This window comes from Gemmatirosa kalamazoonensis, from assembly GCF_000522985.1.
GTDB classification, from domain to species: Bacteria; Gemmatimonadota; Gemmatimonadetes; order Gemmatimonadales; family Gemmatimonadaceae; genus Gemmatirosa; species Gemmatirosa kalamazoonensis.
Genome location: NZ_CP007128.1, coordinates 5,179,812 through 5,198,151, shown reverse-complemented (window position 1 = coordinate 5,198,151; position 18,340 = coordinate 5,179,812). Strand labels below are relative to the sequence as shown.

Genomic DNA, 18,340 nt, shown 5'->3' with positions numbered 1-18,340 from the left:
GCGACCCGTAGGCGCCGCACGCTGAGCAGCGACCGTCTGACGCCCCGCATCCGGGCCCTGGCCCGGAGCGGGGCGTCGCCGTTGTAGCCCACTTCCGACGAGGTCTCATGCCCCGACCCGCCGCGATCCGCCGCAACGTTCCTCGCCACATGCTCGCCCGCTCGCCGCGCCGCGGCTTCCGTCGGCCGCGCGAGATGGCCGAATTGTTCGCCAAACGCGCCTTGAAGGCCGCCGCGCTGCGCGACTGCGGCCGGCGCTGCGTCTACTGCGCGGCCGCGCTGTGCATCGAGTCGGCGACGCTCGACCACGTGTACCCGCGCGCGAAGGGCGGGCCGGACGTCGCCGGCAACGTCGTCGCCGCGTGCGGACCGTGCAACCGCATGAAGGCCGACATGCTCCCGCTCGAGTTCTTCCTGCGCAATCCATGGGCGGGGCAGAACTTCGTCCGGTACGCGCGCACCGTGCATCGCGCGCTGAAGCGGAGCGCCAAGCGGGCGGTGAGCCTCGCGTACGCCGCGTGAGGACCGACGAGACTCCACGTACGAGTGACTGAAGGACTGAAGAAGGACTGAAGAGAGACTGAAGAAGGACCAACACTTTCTTGCTGTGTTCTCCTTCTTCAGTCCTTCTTCAGTCCCACACAAACACGTACGTGGAGTCGTGCATGGCGCGCTAGACCCGCTCCAGGCTCGCCCCGTCGGACGGCGTGCAGACGTAGACGGCGGGCTTCAATCCCACTTCCGCCTCGTACCGCCGTGCCACCTCGGCCGCGATCGTCTCGGCCCGACCGGCCTCGCCGAGCGCGACGGCGCACCCGCCGAAGCCGGCGCCGGTCATGCGCGCGCCCCAGCAGCCGGCTTGCGCGCGCGCGATCTCCACGATCGCGTCGAGCTCGCGGCGACTCACCTCGAAGTCGTCGCGCAGGCTCGCGTGGCTCGCGTCCATGAGGCGTCCCATCTCGGCGAGGTCGCCGCGCGCCAGTGCGTCGGCGGCGGCGAGGGTGCGCGCGTTCTCGGTGACGACGTGGCGCGCGCGCCGCCGCGTGACGTCGTCCAGCTCCGCCTCGCGGGCCTCGAACGTCGCGACGTCGACGTCGCGCAGCGCCTTCACACCGAAGAACGCGGCGGCCCGCTCGCACTGCGCGCGGCGCTCGTTGTACGCCGACGTCACGAGCTCGCGCCGGGTCGCGGTGTCGAGCACGACCACCGCGGCGCCCGGCGGCACGGGCACGTGGCGCGTCTCCAGCGTGCGGCAGTCGAGCAGCAGCGCGTGGCCGGCGCGGCCGGACGCGGAGATCATCTGGTCCATGATGCCGCTCTTCACGCCGACGAACGCGTTCTCGGCGCGCTGCGCGATGAGCGCCATGCGCGCGGGATCCCACGGCAGCTCCGACGTCGCGGCGAGCGCGCGCGCGACCGCCAGCTCCAGCGCCGCGCTCGACGAGAGCCCCGCGCCCTGGGGCACGTCGCCCGACATCATCCCCTCGAGCCCGCGCCGCGGCGCGAGCCCCGCCTCGCCAAGCGCCCACGCCACGCCGACGGCGTAGTCCACCCACGAGCCCTCGCGCTGCGCCGGGAGATGCGCGAGCTCGATGGCCGCCGCGCTCTCCGTGTCGAGCGACTCGAGGCCGAGGAGCGCGTCGTCGCGCGGCTGGAACGCGATCCAGCACGCGCGGTCGATCGCCACGGGGAGCACGAACCCGTCGTTGTAGTCGGTGTGCTCGCCGATGAGGTTCACGCGACCGGGCGCGCGGGCGAGCAGCGGCGGCGCGTGGTCGAAGTGCGTCGCGAACGCGTCGACGACGCGCGCGCGCGGGTCTGCGGATTCGTTAGGCACTTACGGGAGCGGTTCGGCCTTGTCGGCGAGCGGCGTCTCGGGGAGCGCACGGAGCCGCGCCGCCGCGGTCTCCGCCGTGAGGTCGCGCTGCGGCTCGCCGAGCATCTCGTAGCCGACGAGGAACTTGCGCACGGTCGCGGAGCGCAGCAGCGGCGGGAAGAAGTGCAGGTGCAGGTGCCACTCCGGATGCGCCTGGCCGTCGGTCGGCGCCTGGTGGATGCCGGCGGAGTACGGGAACGACACGTCGAACAGGTTGTCGTAGCGCCGCGTGACCCGCTGCACGATGTCGGCCAGCCCGTCGCGCTCGGCGTCGGTGAGCTCGCCGAGGTGCGCGACGGGACGGCGCGCGACGACGAGCGTCTCGAACGGCCACACCGCCCACCACGGCACGACGACGACGAACGCGTCGTTCGCGACGACGATGCGCTCGTCGCGGCGCAGCTCCTCGGCGAGATAGTCCGCGAGCAGCGTGCGGCCGTGGCGGTCGTGGTGCGCGCGCTGCCGCTCGTGCTCGCGCGCAACGTGCAGCGGCAGCGACGCCTGCGCCCAGATCTGCCCGTGCGGGTGCGGGTTGCTGCACCCCATGATCTCGCCCTTGTTCTCGAAGATCTGCACGTGGCCGATGGCCGGGTCGCTGCCTAACAGCGCGTACTGCTCGGCCCACGTGTCGACGACGCCGCGGATCGCCGGCAGCGCCATGTCGGGGAGCGTGAGGTCGTGGCGCGGCGAGAAGCAGATCACGCGGCAGCGTCCCGGCTCGGGCGACGCGACGAACAGATCCGCGTCGCTCGGCGGCTCGGCGTCGGGCGCGGGGCCCGGGCGCAGCGCGGCGAAGTCGTTGTCGAAGACGAACGTGCTCGTGTACGTCGGGTTCTCCGCGCCGCCCGCGCGCGCGTTGCCGGGGCACAGGTAGCAGGTCGGGTCGTACGCCGGGCGGTGCGACTGCGCGTGCTTCTCGACCTGTCCCTGCCACGGCCGCTGGTTGCGATGCGGCGAGACGAGCACCCACTCGCCGCTCAGGGCGTTGCGGCGGCGGTGCGGGTGCTCGGCGAGGGCAGCGAGGTCGGTCACGGGCAGGTCTCCGTCGGCTCCGTCGGTGGTGACTGGCGGCGCCCGCGTGCTGCACGGTCCGCGCCCGGGTGGCGTCGCCCGCGCTCGGTCGCCGAACCGGTTCGGGAGCGTTCGGCGCGTTCACTGAGTACAGGAGGAAGCGCCCCGCTGTCAAGGCGGCGCCCGGTCGACCGGGCGACCCGGCCGGCGCGGTCGAGTGCGGTGACGACGGCCCGCTCGGCGGGGTCCCACAGCTTGACACGGGCGTGGACGCCGAGCACGTTCCGCCTCGCTGAACCGAGTCGAACCGGCCGAACTTGTTCGGACGTTCGGACGAAACGCTGCTGCCCCGCTCCCGTACCGCGATGGCCGCCAAGCGTCCCACGATCAGCGACGTCGCCGCGTCGGCGGGCGTCTCGAAGGCCACGGTGTCCGCGGTCCTCAACGAGTCGGACACCGTGAAGGACGCCACGCGCGACCGCGTCCTCGCCGCCATCGAGCTGCTGAACTATCGCCCGACGCAGCTCGCCGGCCGCGCCGTCGCCCGACGCGACCGCTCGATCGCCGTCGTCATCAAGGAGTACGACAACCCGTACTACGCCGACGTCATCGCCGGTGCCCGCGCCGCCGCCATCGCCGCCGGCTACACGCTCCTCGTCGTCTCGTCCGAGGGCGACTACGGCGCCGAGCACCGCGCGGTCGCCATGCTCCGCGGCAAGGACGTCGACGGCATCATCGCCACGCCGGTGCTCGACGAGCACGCCGACCTCTCGCACTTCTTCGAGCTGAAGCGGCGCAACGTGCCGTTCGTCCTCCTCGAGGCGGTGCGCGGCGTGCGCGCGAGCATCGTCGACGTCGACAACGTCGAGGGGTCGCGCCGCGCCGTCGAGCACCTGTTCGCGTTAGGCCACGCGCGCGTCGTCCACCTCGCCGGCCCCGCGTACTCCGCGCACTCCGAGGAGCGCGTCGCGGGCGTGCACCGCGCGTTCAGCTCGTCGCACCTCGCGTTCACCGACGACGTCATCGTCCCCGCCGGCGCGCACCTCGCCGACGGCTACCGCGCCGGCCTCGCGCTGTTCGGCGACGACGCGCGGCCGCGTCCCACCGGCGTCACCTGCTACAACGACCTCGTCGCCATCGGGCTCTGTCGCGCGCTGCGCGAGCTCGGGCTGCGCGTGCCGGAGGACGTCTCGGTGGTCGGCTACGACGACGTGCCGCTGTGCGAGTACCTCGCCGTGCCGCTCACGTCGCTGCACGTCCCGAAGCACGAGATGGGCGACCGCGCCGCGCGCATGCTCATCCGACAGATCGAGTCGCAGCAGCAGCTCGCGCCCGAGAAGGTCTACCTCGACGCGGAGCTCGTCGTGCGCGGCTCCACGGCGGCGCCGGCGGCCGCGCTTCCCGCCGCCCTTCCACGTCCCCGCCGCGGCACCGCGGCGCGGGCCTGACGCCGAGCGCCGTGCGGACCATGCACACCATCACGCCTCGTCTCTCTCAGACCCGCGCCGTTAGGCGGGCTCGTTCACCCCGTTTCTCGCGGAGGATCGTCTCGTGATCTACCCCTTCTACCGCTCGGCGCGGGCGACCGCAGGGCTGCTGACCGCCCTCGGGCTCGCGTGGGCGCCGGCTGCGCTGGCCACCACCGCGCTCGCCCCCGCGGCGGGTGCGCAGCAGCCGCGCGGTACGGCACGCGTCACCGGCACCGTGCGCGGCGACAACGGCCAGCCGCTCGTCGGCGCACAGGTCGCGCTCACCGGCACCGGCTACGGCGCGGTGGCCGGCGACGACGGCCGCTACTCCATCAGCGGCGTCCCCGCCGGCACGTACACGCTGCGCGCCGCGCGCATCGGCTACACGCCCGTCACCCAGCAGGTCACCGTCGGCGACGGCCAGACGCTCACCGTCGACGTCACGCTCACCGCGTCGGCCACCACGCTCACCGCGGTGTCGGTCGTCGGCTACACGAACGAGCAGCGCCGCGACATCTCCGGCGCCGTCTCCACCGTCACCTCCTCCGACATCCAGGACCAGAAGGTGGCCACGGTGGAGGAGGCGCTGCGCGGCCGCGCGCCCGGCGTGCAGATCGCCGCGAGCGGCCAGCCCGGTCGCCCCGCGTCGATCGTCGTGCGCGGGCAGAACGGCTTCGGCAACCCGTCGCCGCTCTACGTCGTCGACGGCATGTACGTCGGGCAGCAGAACCCGAACATCAACCCCGACGACATCGCGTCGATCAACATCCTGAAGGACGCCTCCGCTGCCGCGCAGTACGGCGCGCAGGCGTCGAACGGCGTCATCGTCATCACGACGAAGCGCGGCGCGAACGGGCCGAGCCGCTTCGCGCTGAACACGTACTACGGCTTCCAGCAGATCCCGAAGCGGATCCCGCTCATGAACGCCGCCGAGTTCCAGAACGTGTTCAAGGCTGCGTACGCCGCCGCGGGGCAGACGCCGCCGGCGGGCGTGTCGGGCGGCGCGTCGATCAACACCGACTGGCAGGACGCGCTGTTCCAGCGGGGCGCGATCCAGAACTACAACCTCACCGCGTCCGGCGGCACGACGAGCGCGAGCTACCTGCTGAGCGGCTCGGTGCTCGACCAGAAGGGCACGGTCATCAACACCGACTTCCGCCGCTACAGCGTGCGCGTGAACTCCGACGCGACGCGCGGCCGCATCACCGTCGGTGAGGCGCTCGCCATCTCGCAGTCGAACCAGCGCGCGTACCCGAACGGCATCTTCGGCGGTCAGGCGCTGCCGCTCATCGACGTCGTGAGCCTGCTGCCGACGATCCCGATCCGCGATCCGAACAACCCGGGCGGCTGGGGCTACGGCAGCGACGCGAACCCGAACTACGGCGTGAACCCGGTCGCGGTGCTGACGAACAACTCCAACCGCACGCGCTCCAACCAGGTCATCGGCACCGCGTTCGGCGAGGTGAAGATCGTCGGCAACCTGCGCTACCGCCTCAACCTCGGTCTCGACTACAACGACCTGCTGCACCGCGTGTGGACGAGCTCCGCGCAGGTGCGCTACCTGACGCCCGTGCTCACCGGCGCGTCGCTGTTCCAGGAGCAGCCGAACACGCAGCAGCTCCTGTACGAGAACCTGCTGAACTACGACGGCACGTTCGGCGGCGGCAACCATCGCCTCTCCGCCGTCGCCGGCCAGACGTCGCAGAACAACAGCTACCAGCAGCTCTCCGCGTTCCGGCAGGGCTTCTCGAACGAGCAGCTGCAGCAGCTGAACGCCGGCTCGACGACCGGCTTCACGAACGGCGGCTTCTACACGCCGTTCCGCACGAACTCGGTGCTCGGCCGCGCGACGTACTCGTTCAAGGACCGCTATCTCCTCACCGGGAGCGTGCGCCGCGACTGCTCGTCGCGCTTCAGCCCCGGCAATCGCTGCGGCCAGTTCGGCGCCGGCTCGATCGGGTGGGTGGTGAGCGAGGAGGGCTTCTGGAAGGGTGTCCCGATGCTCGGCAGCGCCGACTTCTTCAAGCTGCGCGCGAGCACCGGCGTGCTCGGCGATCAGAACATCGGCGACCTCGCGTACTTCTCGCCGGTCTCGCAGAACATCAACTACGTGAGCAACGGGCCGAGCGGCGCGACGGTGATCTCCGGCGGCGCGACACAGACGGTGCTCGCGAACACCGACCTGAAGTGGCAGCGCAACCGCTCCACGGACGTCGGCTTCGACCTCGGGCTGTTCGACAACCGTCTGTCGCTCACGGCGGACTACTACGTCAACATCGCCGACCAGCTGCTCGTGCAGCTGCCGCTTCCCGGCTCGCTCGCGTCGGACCGCAACCCGTTCGTGAACGCCGGTAAGGTGCGCAACGCGGGTTTCGAGCTCGGGCTGACGCACCGCCTCGACCGCGGCGACTTCGACCTGAACACGACGCTGAACCTGACGACGACGGCGAACCGCGTCGTGTCGCTCGGCAACGGCGGCCAGCCGATCTCGTCGGGCTTCGGCGACGTGGGCGTCGCGCGCACGGCGGTCGGTCACCCGATCGGCGCGTTCTACCTGAAGGAGACGTGCGGCATCTTCCAGACGGCTGCGGACGTCACGGCGCACAAGGCGCAGCCGCGCGCGCAGCCGGGCGACCTGTGCTTCGTCGATCAGAACGCCGACGGCACGATCAACGACCAGGATCGCGTCTTCTTCGACAACCCGATCCCGAAGGTCACCGGCGGCCTGTTCTTCGACTCGCACTGGAAGTCGATCGACCTCGGCCTGAACTTCCGCGGCTCGTTCGGCAACAAGATCTTCAACGCGATCAAGTTCGCGACGGAGCGCACGACGGGGCTCAGCAACCTGCGCGCGGGCTACAACCCGTGGACGACGAGCAACACGAACACGTCGACCCCGCGCGCGGTGTTCGGCGACGCGGTGAACGGCGACCCGGCGAGCGACCGCTGGCTGGAGAGCGGCAACTTCGTGCGCATCCAGAACGTGGTGCTCGGCTACAGCATCCCGCAGCGGCTGCTCTCGAGCATGCGCATCTCGGGCACCGAGCGGCCGCGCGTGTACGTGAACCTCCAGAACCTCTACACGTTCACGAAGTACTCCGGCTACGATCCCGAGGTGCTCGGCTTCGGCGACCCGCTCGCGCGCGGCGTGGACGATGGCCTGATCTATCCCAACCCGCGCACGATCACGCTCGGCCTCGACGTCCGCTTCTGAGCGCCTAACACACACCGCCATGCGACTTCGCACATTTCTCACGGCGCTCGCCGGCGCCGCCGCCCTCGCGGCGTGCCGCAACGACGTGGACATCACCGACCCGAACGCGCCGAGCTCCGGCAACTTCTGGCAGACCGCGGCGGACGCGCAGGCCGGCGTCACCGCGACGTACAACACGCTGCTGCGCCTCGGCACGTTCCAGCGCTGGCAGGCGTTCTCGTACGACACGCGCTCGGACATCGGCACCACGAACACGAGCCCGTGGCCGGAGCTGAACTCGTTCTCGAAGTTCCAGTTCCCGTCGGGCTACGACTTCGACGTCAGCCGCGACACGTGGAACGACACGTACACGCTGATCAACCGGGCGAACCTGGTGATCGCGAACGTGCCGAACATCAACATGGACGCCGCCCAGAAGTCGAAGAACGTCGCCGAGGGCAAGTTCCTGCGCGGGCTCGGGTACTTCCACCTCATGACGCTCTACGGCGCGAACATCCCGCTCATCACGACGCCGCCGACGGCGACCGACCGCCCGGCGAGCTCGGACAGCGCGACGGTGTGGGCGCAGATCGAGAAGGACTTCACGGAGGCGGCGGCCGCGCTGCCGAAGCAGCTCATGTCGCAGTCCGGCGGCGCCGCGACGGCGGGCGCTGCGCAGGGCATGCTCGGCAAGACGCTGCTCCAGGAGCGGAAGTGGGCGCAGGCCTCGGCGGCGCTGGCGCCGATCATCGCGGGGCAGTTCGGTAGCTACTCGCTCGTGCCCGACTACGCGACGCTGTTCCGTCGTGAGGGGAACAACGGGCCGGAGAGCCTCTTCGAGGTGCAGATGGGCAACGTGGACCTCTGCGGCCAGGGGCTCTGCGGGCTGAACATCGCGAAGATGGCCGGCGCGTGCGGGCCGGGCTACTGCGACGGGCGGCCGACGCGCTGGTACTTCCAGCAGTTCTTCCTCGATTCCACGACGACGAAGCAGGTCGACCCGCGTCTCGACGCGACGATCTTCTACTACAAGGGGCCCAGCACGCCGGTGTACGCGAAGAGCTGGGCGCAGTGGGCGCGCGACGACCCGGGCAACTACGGCGACACGACGCGCCTCTACTTCAAGAAGTACGGCGAGTACTACACGGGCTCGAACGACCAGACGTGGGAGGCGCAGATCAACTTCAAGGTGCTGCGCTACGCCGACGTGCTGCTCATGCAGGCCGAGGCGCTGAACGAGCAGGGGCAGACGGCGCAGGCGATCCCGCTCGTGAACCAGGTGCGCGCTCGCGTCGGCCTCGCGCCGCTCGCGACGTCGCTGTCGCAGGCCGCGGCGCGCGCCGCGATCCTGAAGGAGCGCCTGCTCGAGTTCGGCCTCGAGGGGCAGCGGTGGCTCGACCTCGGACGTCAGAATCTGTTCACCGACATCGCGACGCTGCGATCACACGACACGGACTTCAACACGTTCGTGCCCGGACAATCGCAGGTGCTGCCGATACCGCAGCGAGAACGGAACCTCAACCCGAACGTGAAGCAGAATCCGGGGTGGTGAGGACCGTTTCGATCTGAACCGCAGAGGACGCGGAGGACCGTAGAGGACTGCCCTCTTCGTTTGAACCACAGAGGACACAGAGGACACAGAGGAAAACCCTTCAAGAGGTTTGGTTTCCTCCGTGTCCTCCGTGTCCTCTGTGGTTGAAGAAGTCGACGTTCTCTGCGGCCCTCTGCGTCCTCTGCGGTTCAATTCAAACAGCCACGTGTCGACCCGACCGCTTCTTCCCACGATCCTGCTCCTCGGCTGCGCGCCCACCGTCGCGCGCGCACCGGCGGTCGCGGCGTGCACGTTCACGAACCCCGTCATGCCCGGCGCGGATCCGTGGATCGTCAGGCGCGGCGACACGTACTACCTCGTGCAGTCGCACGGGCGCGCGATCTGGGTATACCGCTCGCGCGACCTCACGCACCCGGCGCGCGACAGCGTGCGGATCTGGTCCGCGCCGGATACGGGATGGAACCGCAGCAACGTGTGGGCGCCCGAGCTCCACTTCATCGACGGACGCTGGTACGTGTACTACGCTGCCGGCCGCTCCGGGCCGCCGTACCTGTCGCAGCGCGCCGGCGTGCTCGAGTCGGCGACCGACGACCCGCAGGGCGCGTACGTCGACCGCGGCATGCTCTACACCGGCGACTCCGTCGCCACCGGCGCGCACCCGTACTGGGCGATCGACCTCACGGTCGGGCGCGTGAACGGGCAGCTCTACGCGTTCTGGTCCGGCTGGACCGGCGACGCGGCGACCGACAAGACGCCGCAGCACCTCTACGCGGCGCGCATGACGAACCCGTACACCGTCGCCACGAACCGCGCGCGCATCTCGTCGCCCACCGCGGCGTGGGAGCGCGGCACCGAGCTCGATCTGCAGGAGGGGCCCGAGCTGCTGGCGCACGACGGCGCGACGTTCCTCGTCTACTCCACGCGCGAGTCGTGGCTGCGCGCCTACCGGCTCGGCCAGCTCCGCCTCCGCGCCGCCGACGCGGATCCCCTCGACTCCGCGAGCTGGGCGAAGTCGGGGCCCGTGTTCGAGGGCACCGACACCGTCTTCGGCGTCGGCCACGCGAGCTTCACGACGTCGCCCGACGGGCGCGAGGACTGGATCGCGTACCACGCGAAGGTCTCCACCACGCCGGGCTGGAACCGCGTCGTCCGGCTGCAGCGGTTCGGCTGGAAGCCCGACGGCGCGCCGGACTTCGGCACGCCGGTTCCCGATCGGGAGCCGTTGCCGGCGCCGTCGGGGACGTGCCGGTGAGCCGTATCGCGTTAGGCGCCGCCCTGGCCGCGGCCGTCGCGTGCACGCCCGTTAGGCAGCAAGCACCCGCGACGTACGCGAACCCGGTGCTCGACGCGGATTTCCCCGATCCCGCGGTGCTCCGCGCGTCCGACGGCTGGTACTACGTCTACGGCACGCAGACCGACCGCCGCACGGCGACCAGCGTCGAGTGGGTCAACATCCAGGCCGCCCGCTCGCGCGACCTCGTGCACTGGGAGCGGCTCGGCGACGCGCTCCCCACGAAGCCGACGTGGGCGCGTCGCACCCAGGACTTCTGGGCGCCGCACGTCGCCGAGCACGGGGGCACGTTCTTCCTGTACTACTCGGCCAAGCCGGACGCGGCGCTCACCGACAGCACGCGCGGCCTCTGCCTCGCCGTCGCGACGGCGCGCACCGCGGCCGGGCCGTTCACCGACGTCGGGCATCCGCTGCAGTGCGGCCCCGCGTTCCTGAACATCGACCCGATGCAGTTCGACGACCCCGCCACCGGCGCGCCGCTGCTGTACTGGGGCTCCGGCTTCGGGCCGATCCGCGTGCAGCGCCTCGCCGACGACCGCGTGTCGTTCGCGGCGGGGAGCGCGCCCATGCCGCTCGTGGGCATCGAGCGCAGCGACGACAGCACGCGCTACCAGCGGCTCGTCGAGGGGGCGTGGGTGACGTATCGGGCGCCGTGGTACTATCTGTTCTACTCCGGCGACAACTGCTGCGGCCCGCACGCGCACTACGGCGTGATGGTCGCGCGCAGCCGCGCCGCCACGGGGCCGTTCGAGACGCTCGCCGCGGCGACCGCGCGGCCGCAGAGCGTGATCCTCGAGAGCGGGGCGGGGTGGCGCGCGCCGGGACACAACTCCGTCATCCGCGACGCGGCCGGCGTCGACTGGATGCTGTACCACGCCGTCGACACGCTGCGGTCGCGCGGCGCCTCGGATGCGCCGAACACGCGCCGCGTGCTGCTGATGGATCCGATCGTCTACCGCGACGGCTGGCCCACGATCGACCGCGGCCATCCGTCGACCGGCAGCCGGCCGGCGCCCGCCGTACCACGATAACAACCTCGACGTCATGCGCCTTCTCGCCGCCCTCGCGCTCCTGTTAGGCACCGCCGCGTCGGCTCAGCCGAGCGACTCCATCCCGCTCCCCGAGCACCCGCGCCCCGACTTCGAGCGGGCCGAGTGGCTGAACCTGAACGGACGGTGGCGCTTCGCGTTCGACGCGCGCGACGAGGGCGAGCGGCTCGGCTGGCCGAGCGGAACCGCCACGTTCGCGCACCGCATCCTCGTGCCGTTCTCGTGGGGCGCGCCGGCGTCGGGCGTGCCGGACAGCGCCGACATCGGGTGGTACGCGCGCGAGGTCACGGTGCCCGAGGCGTGGCGCGGCCGGCGCGTCTTCCTCGTCTTCGGCGCGTCCGACTGGCGCACCTCGGCGTGGCTCGACGGCGTGAAGCTCGGCGAGTACCAGGGCGGCTACACGCCGTTCTCGCTCGAGCTCCCGCGCGACGTGTCGTTAGGCACCGCGCACCGCCTCGTCGTCCGCGTCGACGACACGCCGCACGACTTCAAGCTCGAGGGGAAGCAGGGCTACGGGAAGGCGCGCGGCATGTGGCAGACCGTGTACCTCGAGGCGCGCGGCGGCGATCCGCTCGAGGCGGTGCACTTCACGCCGCGCACCGACCTCGCCGGCGTGCGCGTCGACGCGCGGCTGCGCGAGCCGGCGCCGCGCGACCTCACGCTGCGCCTCACGTTCACGAACCGCGACGGACAGCCGACCGTCACGGCGCGCATCCCGCGCGGCGCCACCACGGCGCGCCTCGACGTGCCGCTGCCGAACGCGCACCGCTGGTCGCTCGACGACCCGTTCCTGCACGAGGTGACGGCGAGCGTGACCGGGGAGGGGATCGTCGAGGACCGCGTGCGCACGTACTTCGGCATGCGCACCATCTCCGTCGCGAACCTGCCGGGCACGACGTACCCGTACGTGGCGATCAACGGCAAGCCGGTGTTCCTGGAGCTCGCGCTCGACCAGGCCTACCACCCGACCGGCTTCTACACGTTCCCCACCGACAGCATCCTGCGCGACGAGATCCTGCGCGCGCGCCGCATCGGGCTGAACGGGCTGCGCGAGCACATCAAGGTCGAGGCGCCGCGCAAGCTGTACTGGGCCGACAAGCTCGGGGTCCTCATCATGGCCGACGTGCCGAACTGGTGGGGCCAGCCGGATTCGCTGGGCTTCCGCGAGCACGAGGTCGCGCTGCGCGGCATGATCGACCGCGACTACAACCACCCCGCGGTGTTCTCGTGGATCACGTTCAACGAGACGTGGGGGCTGCTCACGAAGGTCGACGGGCGCGACCGCTATCTGCCGGAGACGCAGCGGAAAGTCGCGAGCGTGTACCGGCTCGCGAAGTCGCTCGACTCCACGCGCCTCGTCGAGGACAACTCCGTGTGCTGCCGCCGCGGCCACACCGAGACGGACCTCAACTCGTGGCACGAGTACCAGCCCGGCTGGGAGTGGGAGCGTCTGCTCGACCGCTTCAGCGACAGCACGTTCGCCGGCTCGCCGTGGAACTTCGAGCGGCCGTGGACGCAGGGGCGGCAGCCGATGCTGAACTCGGAGTTCGGCAACGTGTGGGGCTACGAGGGCAGCACCGGAGACGTCGATTGGAGCTGGGACTATCACCGCGCCGTCGACGCGTTCCGCCGCCACCCGAAGCTCTCGGGCTGGCTGTACACCGAGCACCACGACGTCATCAACGAGTGGAACGGCTACTGGCGCTTCGACCGGTCGAACAAGGAGACCGGCTTCGGCGACCTCGTGTCGGGGATGACGCTGAACGATCTCCACGCGCCGCTCTACCTCGCGGTCGGCGCGCCCGATCTCAGCACCGCCGTACGGCCCGGCACGCGCGTCGACGTGCCGCTGTACGCGTCGTTCCTCACCAGCAGCACGGCGTACGGCGACTCGCTCCTGCTGCGCGCGGAGCTGTACGGCTGGAACGCGCTCGGCGAGCGCAAGAGCTACGCGACCACCACTCGGCGCGTGCCGTACCGGCCGTACCTGTCGCAGGCGCTGGCGCCGCTCCCCGTCACGATGCCTAACGAGCCCGCCGTCGCCGTGCTCGCGGTGCGGCTCGAGGACGCCGGCGGCACGGTGCTGCAGCGCAACTTCACGACGTTCATCGTCGAGGGCGAGCCGCCGGCCGACGCGACGCTCGCGACGGGCGAGCGCGTGCGCGTGGCGCGCGTCCCCGCGGCGCGCGTCGCCGACTCGCGCTGGTCGCTGAAGCAGTGGTCCATCCTCGACGGGCTCAAGATGGACGGGGCGGGGAGCGGCTTCTTCGAGTACCGCATCCCGTGGCCTGACGGGCTCGATGCGCGCCAGGTGGCCGGCGCCACGTTCCTCGTCGAGGCGTCCGCGAAGCGGCTGAACGGCAAGGACCGCGACTCGACGATGAAGCAGGCCGGCGACTACATGCGCGGCGGCGGCTTCCACGACCCGAGCGCGAACCCGAACAGCTATCCGATGACCGGCGACACGAAGTTCCCGAGCGCGGTGACCGTGCGCGTGAACGGCGAGCTCGCCGGCCGCTGGGAGCTCGCCGACGATCCGGCCGACAGCCGCGGCATCCTGAGCTGGCACTCGCAGCTGCGCGACCGCAAGCTGCGCGAGGCCGGCTCGTACGGACAGCTCGTGCGCGTCCCGATCCCCGCCGCGGCGCTCGCCGCCGCCGCGCGCACCGGCCAGGTCCTCGTTAGGCTCGAGGTCGACGATGCGCTGCCGGGGGGGCTCGCGATCTACGGCTCGCGGTTCGGTCGGTATCCCGTCGACCCGACGGTCCTCTTCCTGCTCCGCGATGCGCGACCGGCCGCGACGCCGCGCTGAACCTGGAGGTCTCCATGACGACGATGACCGCGCCCGAGACGCCGACCGCGAGGACGTTCGACGCGTGCCTACTTCGAGTCGCTGCCGGAGCAGACGCGCCGCCGTCTGAACGCCCGCATCGTCGACCGGCTCGAGCCGATCGTGCAGGCCCACACGATCGAGGGGCTCGTCATGGGCGAGGCGTGAGGCGTGCGGCGACGCGCCGCACCGGCGTTCGCGCTGAAGGCGCATCGAGACTGGAACGCGGATCGCGCGGATCGCGCCGATAGACTAACGGCTCAAGTCTATCGGCGCGATCCGCGCGATCCGCGTCCAACACACGAGGAGCGTCCCCGGGAGGGCAATCGTGAGCCGGCGCTCCCTCAAGGCGTCGGCCGCGTCTGCGGCGTCGCCGTCGGATTGCCCGCCGTGCCGACCACCGGCCAGCCGTTCGTCCACGTGATCCGATCCAGCAGCATCGGCCGCCGCGAGATGTCCGTGCGCCCGGGGATGAGGAACGGGTTCGCCGTGTTGATCGCGTGGTACAGCATCCAGTCCACGCCCGCCGCATCGGTGATCACCGCGTTGTGACCGGGCGCGGTCCACGTCCCCGCTCCCGTGAGCACCGGCTGCGCGGCGGCGCCGTTGCGCAGCACGTCGTATGGCCCCGTCGGCGACGTGGCGCGCGCCACCATCACGGCGTAGTGCGCCGCGGCGCCGCAGCACGCGTTGCCGGAGAAGAACAGGTAGTAGTTCGGCGCGTGGAACGTCACCCACGGCCCCTCGATCAGCCCGACGTCGTACGCGCTCGGGTCGTTCCCCGCGCGCGGCGACACGAGCGACACCGGCGTGCTCCCGGCGGTGAACGACGCGCGGTCGGCCGCGAGCTCCTGCACGACGATCGGCGCGCCGGCCGAGCCCCAGTACAAGTAGCGCTTTCCGCTCTGCGGGTCGTCGAACCCCATCGGGTCGATCGTCGTGAACGTCGGGCCGCACACCACCGGGTGTCCGACGTCGGTGAACGGTCCCGCGGCGGTCGTCGCCGTCGCCATCCCGACGCAGAAGCCGTCGCTCGGGTTCGTGCGCTTCGACGCGTCGATCTGCGCCGAGTAGTACATCACGAAGCGGCCCTCGCGCTCGTTCACGTCGGGCGCCCAGAAGTTCTGCGACTCGCTCGCCCACGACGGGCGGTTAGGCAGCGCCTCGCCGAGCGTGGTCCACTGCACGAGATCGCGCGACCGCGCGACCTGGATGCGGAGCCCCGTCGTCTGCGTCGCGTACGCGTAGTAGAAGCCGTCGCTCGACTTCGTCACCGCGGGGTCGGGGAAGTCGACGTCGAGCACCGGGTTCACGTACTGCTGCGCCGTGGGCGTGACCGGCGGCGGCGGCGTCACCACCCCGCCGCCGGCACCGCCGCCGCCACCGCCGCACGCCAGCAGCGCGAGTGCGGGGAGCGCCCGCAGCGCCCGCAGCGCCGGCAGCATCGTCATCGCGTATCGCATCGTCACGCTCGCAATATCGCCTCCTGCCGAGTCATCGTGGCAGCTCACGCGGTGGAAGCTCGCGCAGCAGCGCCTGCGCGTCGGTCGCGCCCGGCGCCACCGCGAGCAGCGCCGCGAGCGCGTCGCGCGCGCCGGCGTACTGCTGCGCGAGCGCGTACGCGAGCGCGAGCCGGTGCAGCACCGCCGTGTCGCGCGGCGTGCGCTGCCGATCCGCCTCGAGTCGGGGCAGCATGCGTGCCGCCGCGAGCGCGCCGCGCACGTCGCGGTCCTGCGGCGCGAGCGCCTCGGCGCGCTCCAGATACGGCACCGCGGCGGACACGTCGCCCGTGCGCAGCGTCAGCGTCGCCACCAGCTTCGCGCTCTCCGCCGTCTCGCGCCGCGCGTACGCCGCGCGCGCGAAGCCGAGCGCGTCGGCCGGCCGCCCCGCCGCGAGCGCGACGCGCGCCGCGTCCAGGTACGGCTGCGCGGCGTAGCGGTACTCGCTCGCGAGCGCCCGCGCCACGCGGATCGCGTCGTCGGCGTCACCGGCCCGCTCGTACTCGGCGCGCAGCCGGTCGGTGGCTTCCGCCCACGAGAGCTGGCCGTTCACCAGCCGTTGGGCGAGCGCCTCCAGCGGCGTGCGCGGGTGCAGCGTGTCCACGATGGCCGGCACGCGCACGCCGTGCGGCCGGAACGGCCACCCCGACGTGAGCCGGTCGGTGCGATAGAGCGCGGCGAGCGAGTCGAGCGGCGTCACCGGCACCGCCGCGCGCGCCGCGGCACGCTCGGCCGCCGGCGGCGCTGGCCACGGACCGAACGCGCGCACGGCGCGCAGCGCCTCGTAGAACGCGTCGGCGATCACGAAGTAGCCGTCGACGTTCGGGTGCAGGTGCTCGAGGATGAGCGAGTGCCCCGGTATGCCGCCCGGCGACGCGCGCTCCACCGCCTGCTGGGTCTCCACCACCGTCGCGCCGCGCCGCCGCGCGACGTCGCGGATCACCGCGTTCAACGCTTCGGGGGCGCGGAACCGCAGCGCGTCGCGCTCCTTCGCCTCGCGGTAGAGCGCGCGCGCCGCGGCCGTGTCGCCGTGCGCCTCGCGGTCGCGCGCCGCCGCGTACGCCGCGTTCGCGTCGGATCCGCCGCCGAGCGGCGGCTGGTCGCGCTCGTCGCTCACGAGCGTGCCGACGAACACCGGGATGTGGGCCGCCTGGTAGCGTGCGAGCAGCGCATCGAGGTTCGCGCGGAACTGCGCCACGCCGTCGTCGAATCGGCGCGAGCCGAGCGGCACGAGACGGTCGCCGGCCATCAGCTCCATCACCGTGCCCGGGTCGTCCGTCGCTACGCGGCCGCGGAGCGAGCTGGCGCCCGCCGCGACGAGCCGCTCCACGAGCTGCGCGAGACGCAGCCGCCGCACCGCGAGATACGCCAGCACCGCCGCACGCGAGTGGCCGAACGCGCCCGCCGACGCGGCCCCGAGCACGCCGTAGTACTCGTTGTGCCCCGTGTAGATCAGCACCGCGTCCGGGTGCAGCGCCGCGATCTCGCGCGCCTGGTCGAGCAGCACGTACGAGCTGACCGCGGTGAGCGCGGTGTTGATCACCTCGACGCTGCGTCCCGGGAACGCCGTCTGGAGCCGCTGCTCCAGCATGCGCGACGGCGCGCCGCCGTGGCCGTACGGAAACCCCGCGGCCGACGACTCGCCCTGGAACACCACGCGCAGCCCGCCGGCCGGCTTCGTCGCGTGGAAGAAGTCGAGGTGCGGCGACGGCACGAACGCGCCGTGGAAGTACCGGCGCCCGACGCTGTCGTTCTGGAACAGGAACCCCGGCGCGTCGCGGTACGGCACGAACAGCGGATACGATCCGCCGAACCCCGCGACGCGCAGCCCGAGCTCGACGAGCGCGAGCAGGACCCACGGGAGCGCCACCGTGATGCCTAACAGAAGGCGTCGGCGGCGCGGCGGCAGTGCGTCGGCAGTGTGACGTCTCACGACTCTCGCTGAAAGAGAACCCCTCGTGCTTGGATAGCGGATCGACGAATCCGCGGATCGGCCGATCCGCTACCCAACCGCGACGAACTGTCTCTCGGGAGGAGTCGTGAGATGGTGCGCCGACGCCGACCTCACCGCTCCGCCGACCGCGCGTCCGTGCCTAACCACCGACGGGCCTCGGCCTGTGCCGCGTCCACTTCCTTGCGGAGCTGCTGGTACCGCTCCACCGCGTCGCGGCCGATCTTCTGGTCCGCCTGCGTCGTCAGGCCGTAGAGGTACTGCACCTGCGCCTGCAGCCCCGGCTCGCTGTAGCGCACCGGCGGCGTGACGAGCTTCGCCTCGAGCGCCGAGAGCGCGGCGAGCGTGTCCGACGCGGCGTTCGCGCCGGCGAGCCGCGCCCGCGTCGACGAGACGCGCTGCACCAGCCGGTTCGTCTCCGACACGAGGTCGCGCACGCGCAGGTTGTGCAGGTACTGCTCGCGCAGCATCGCCGTCGTGACGCCGTCGCGCGCCAGGCGCGGGTCCGCGCGCACGACGAGCGGCTGCGACGTCTGCCACTGCGACGCGCTCGTCCCCGGGCCGCGCAGCGACAGCCGCACCGTGTACCGACCCGGCGGCACGAGCGGCCCGCCGCCCGC

The 18,340-nt window shown here is 71.8% G+C and carries 11 protein-coding genes and 1 pseudogene; 8 read left to right on the top strand and 4 right to left on the bottom strand.

Annotated features, from left to right (window positions below):
- Positions 1-107: 107 nt before the first annotated feature.
- Positions 108-521, top strand: a complete 414-nt coding sequence (locus J421_RS22500) for an HNH endonuclease (protein ID WP_104022958.1) — start codon at positions 108-110, stop codon at positions 519-521.
- Between the two features lie 151 nt (positions 522-672).
- Here J421_RS22500 and galK read toward each other — a convergent pair whose 3' ends face one another.
- Complete coding sequence (gene galK / locus J421_RS22495) at positions 673-1,836, bottom strand: galactokinase (RefSeq protein WP_025413434.1); 1,164 nt, start codon at positions 1,834-1,836, stop codon at positions 673-675.
- Complete coding sequence (locus tag J421_RS22490) at positions 1,837-2,907, bottom strand: UDP-glucose--hexose-1-phosphate uridylyltransferase (protein ID WP_025413433.1); 1,071 nt, start codon at positions 2,905-2,907, stop codon at positions 1,837-1,839.
- 344 nt (positions 2,908-3,251) lie between these two features.
- Here J421_RS22490 and J421_RS22485 point away from each other — a divergent pair, with 344 nt between their 5' ends.
- From J421_RS22485 to J421_RS34675, 7 genes and pseudogenes are all read left to right on the top strand, one after another.
- Positions 3,252-4,334 (top strand): LacI family DNA-binding transcriptional regulator, encoded by a 1,083-nt coding sequence (locus tag J421_RS22485; RefSeq protein WP_025413432.1) that lies wholly within the window; start codon positions 3,252-3,254, stop codon positions 4,332-4,334.
- 103 nt (positions 4,335-4,437) lie between these two features.
- A complete protein-coding gene (locus tag J421_RS22480; protein ID WP_025413431.1) occupies positions 4,438-7,569 on the top strand; it encodes a SusC/RagA family TonB-linked outer membrane protein in 3,132 nt (1,043 codons plus the stop codon).
- Between the two features lie 19 nt (positions 7,570-7,588).
- Positions 7,589-9,100, top strand: coding sequence for a RagB/SusD family nutrient uptake outer membrane protein (locus J421_RS22475; protein ID WP_025413430.1), 1,512 nt, complete (start codon positions 7,589-7,591; stop codon positions 9,098-9,100).
- 205 nt (positions 9,101-9,305) lie between these two features.
- A complete protein-coding gene (locus tag J421_RS22470; protein ID WP_025413429.1) occupies positions 9,306-10,352 on the top strand; it encodes a glycoside hydrolase family 43 protein in 1,047 nt (348 codons plus the stop codon).
- Positions 10,343-11,422: a glycoside hydrolase family 43 protein gene (locus J421_RS22465; protein ID WP_025413428.1), complete on the top strand. Its 1,080-nt coding sequence runs from the start codon at positions 10,343-10,345 to the stop codon at positions 11,420-11,422. The genes J421_RS22470 and J421_RS22465 overlap by 10 nt, the downstream gene beginning before the upstream one ends.
- Positions 11,423-11,435: 13 nt before the next feature.
- Positions 11,436-14,252, top strand: a complete 2,817-nt coding sequence (locus tag J421_RS22460; protein WP_025413427.1) for a glycoside hydrolase family 2 protein — start codon at positions 11,436-11,438, stop codon at positions 14,250-14,252.
- A gap of 60 nt (positions 14,253-14,312) precedes the next feature.
- Positions 14,313-14,438: pseudogene (locus tag J421_RS34675) on the top strand (phytanoyl-CoA dioxygenase family protein); the annotation flags it as partial.
- A 176-nt stretch (positions 14,439-14,614) separates the two neighbouring features.
- Here J421_RS34675 and J421_RS22455 read toward each other — a convergent pair.
- Together J421_RS22455 and J421_RS22450 are read right to left on the bottom strand one after the other, a co-directional pair.
- The gene (locus J421_RS22455; RefSeq protein ID WP_236646328.1) at positions 14,615-15,733 is read right to left on the bottom strand and encodes a glycoside hydrolase family 43 protein; all 1,119 of its coding nucleotides are present in this window, start codon (positions 15,731-15,733) and stop codon (positions 14,615-14,617) included.
- A gap of 31 nt (positions 15,734-15,764) precedes the next feature.
- Positions 15,765-17,702 (bottom strand): SGNH/GDSL hydrolase family protein, encoded by a 1,938-nt coding sequence (locus J421_RS22450; protein WP_025413425.1) that lies wholly within the window; start codon positions 17,700-17,702, stop codon positions 15,765-15,767.
- Positions 17,703-18,340 lie beyond the last annotated feature (638 nt).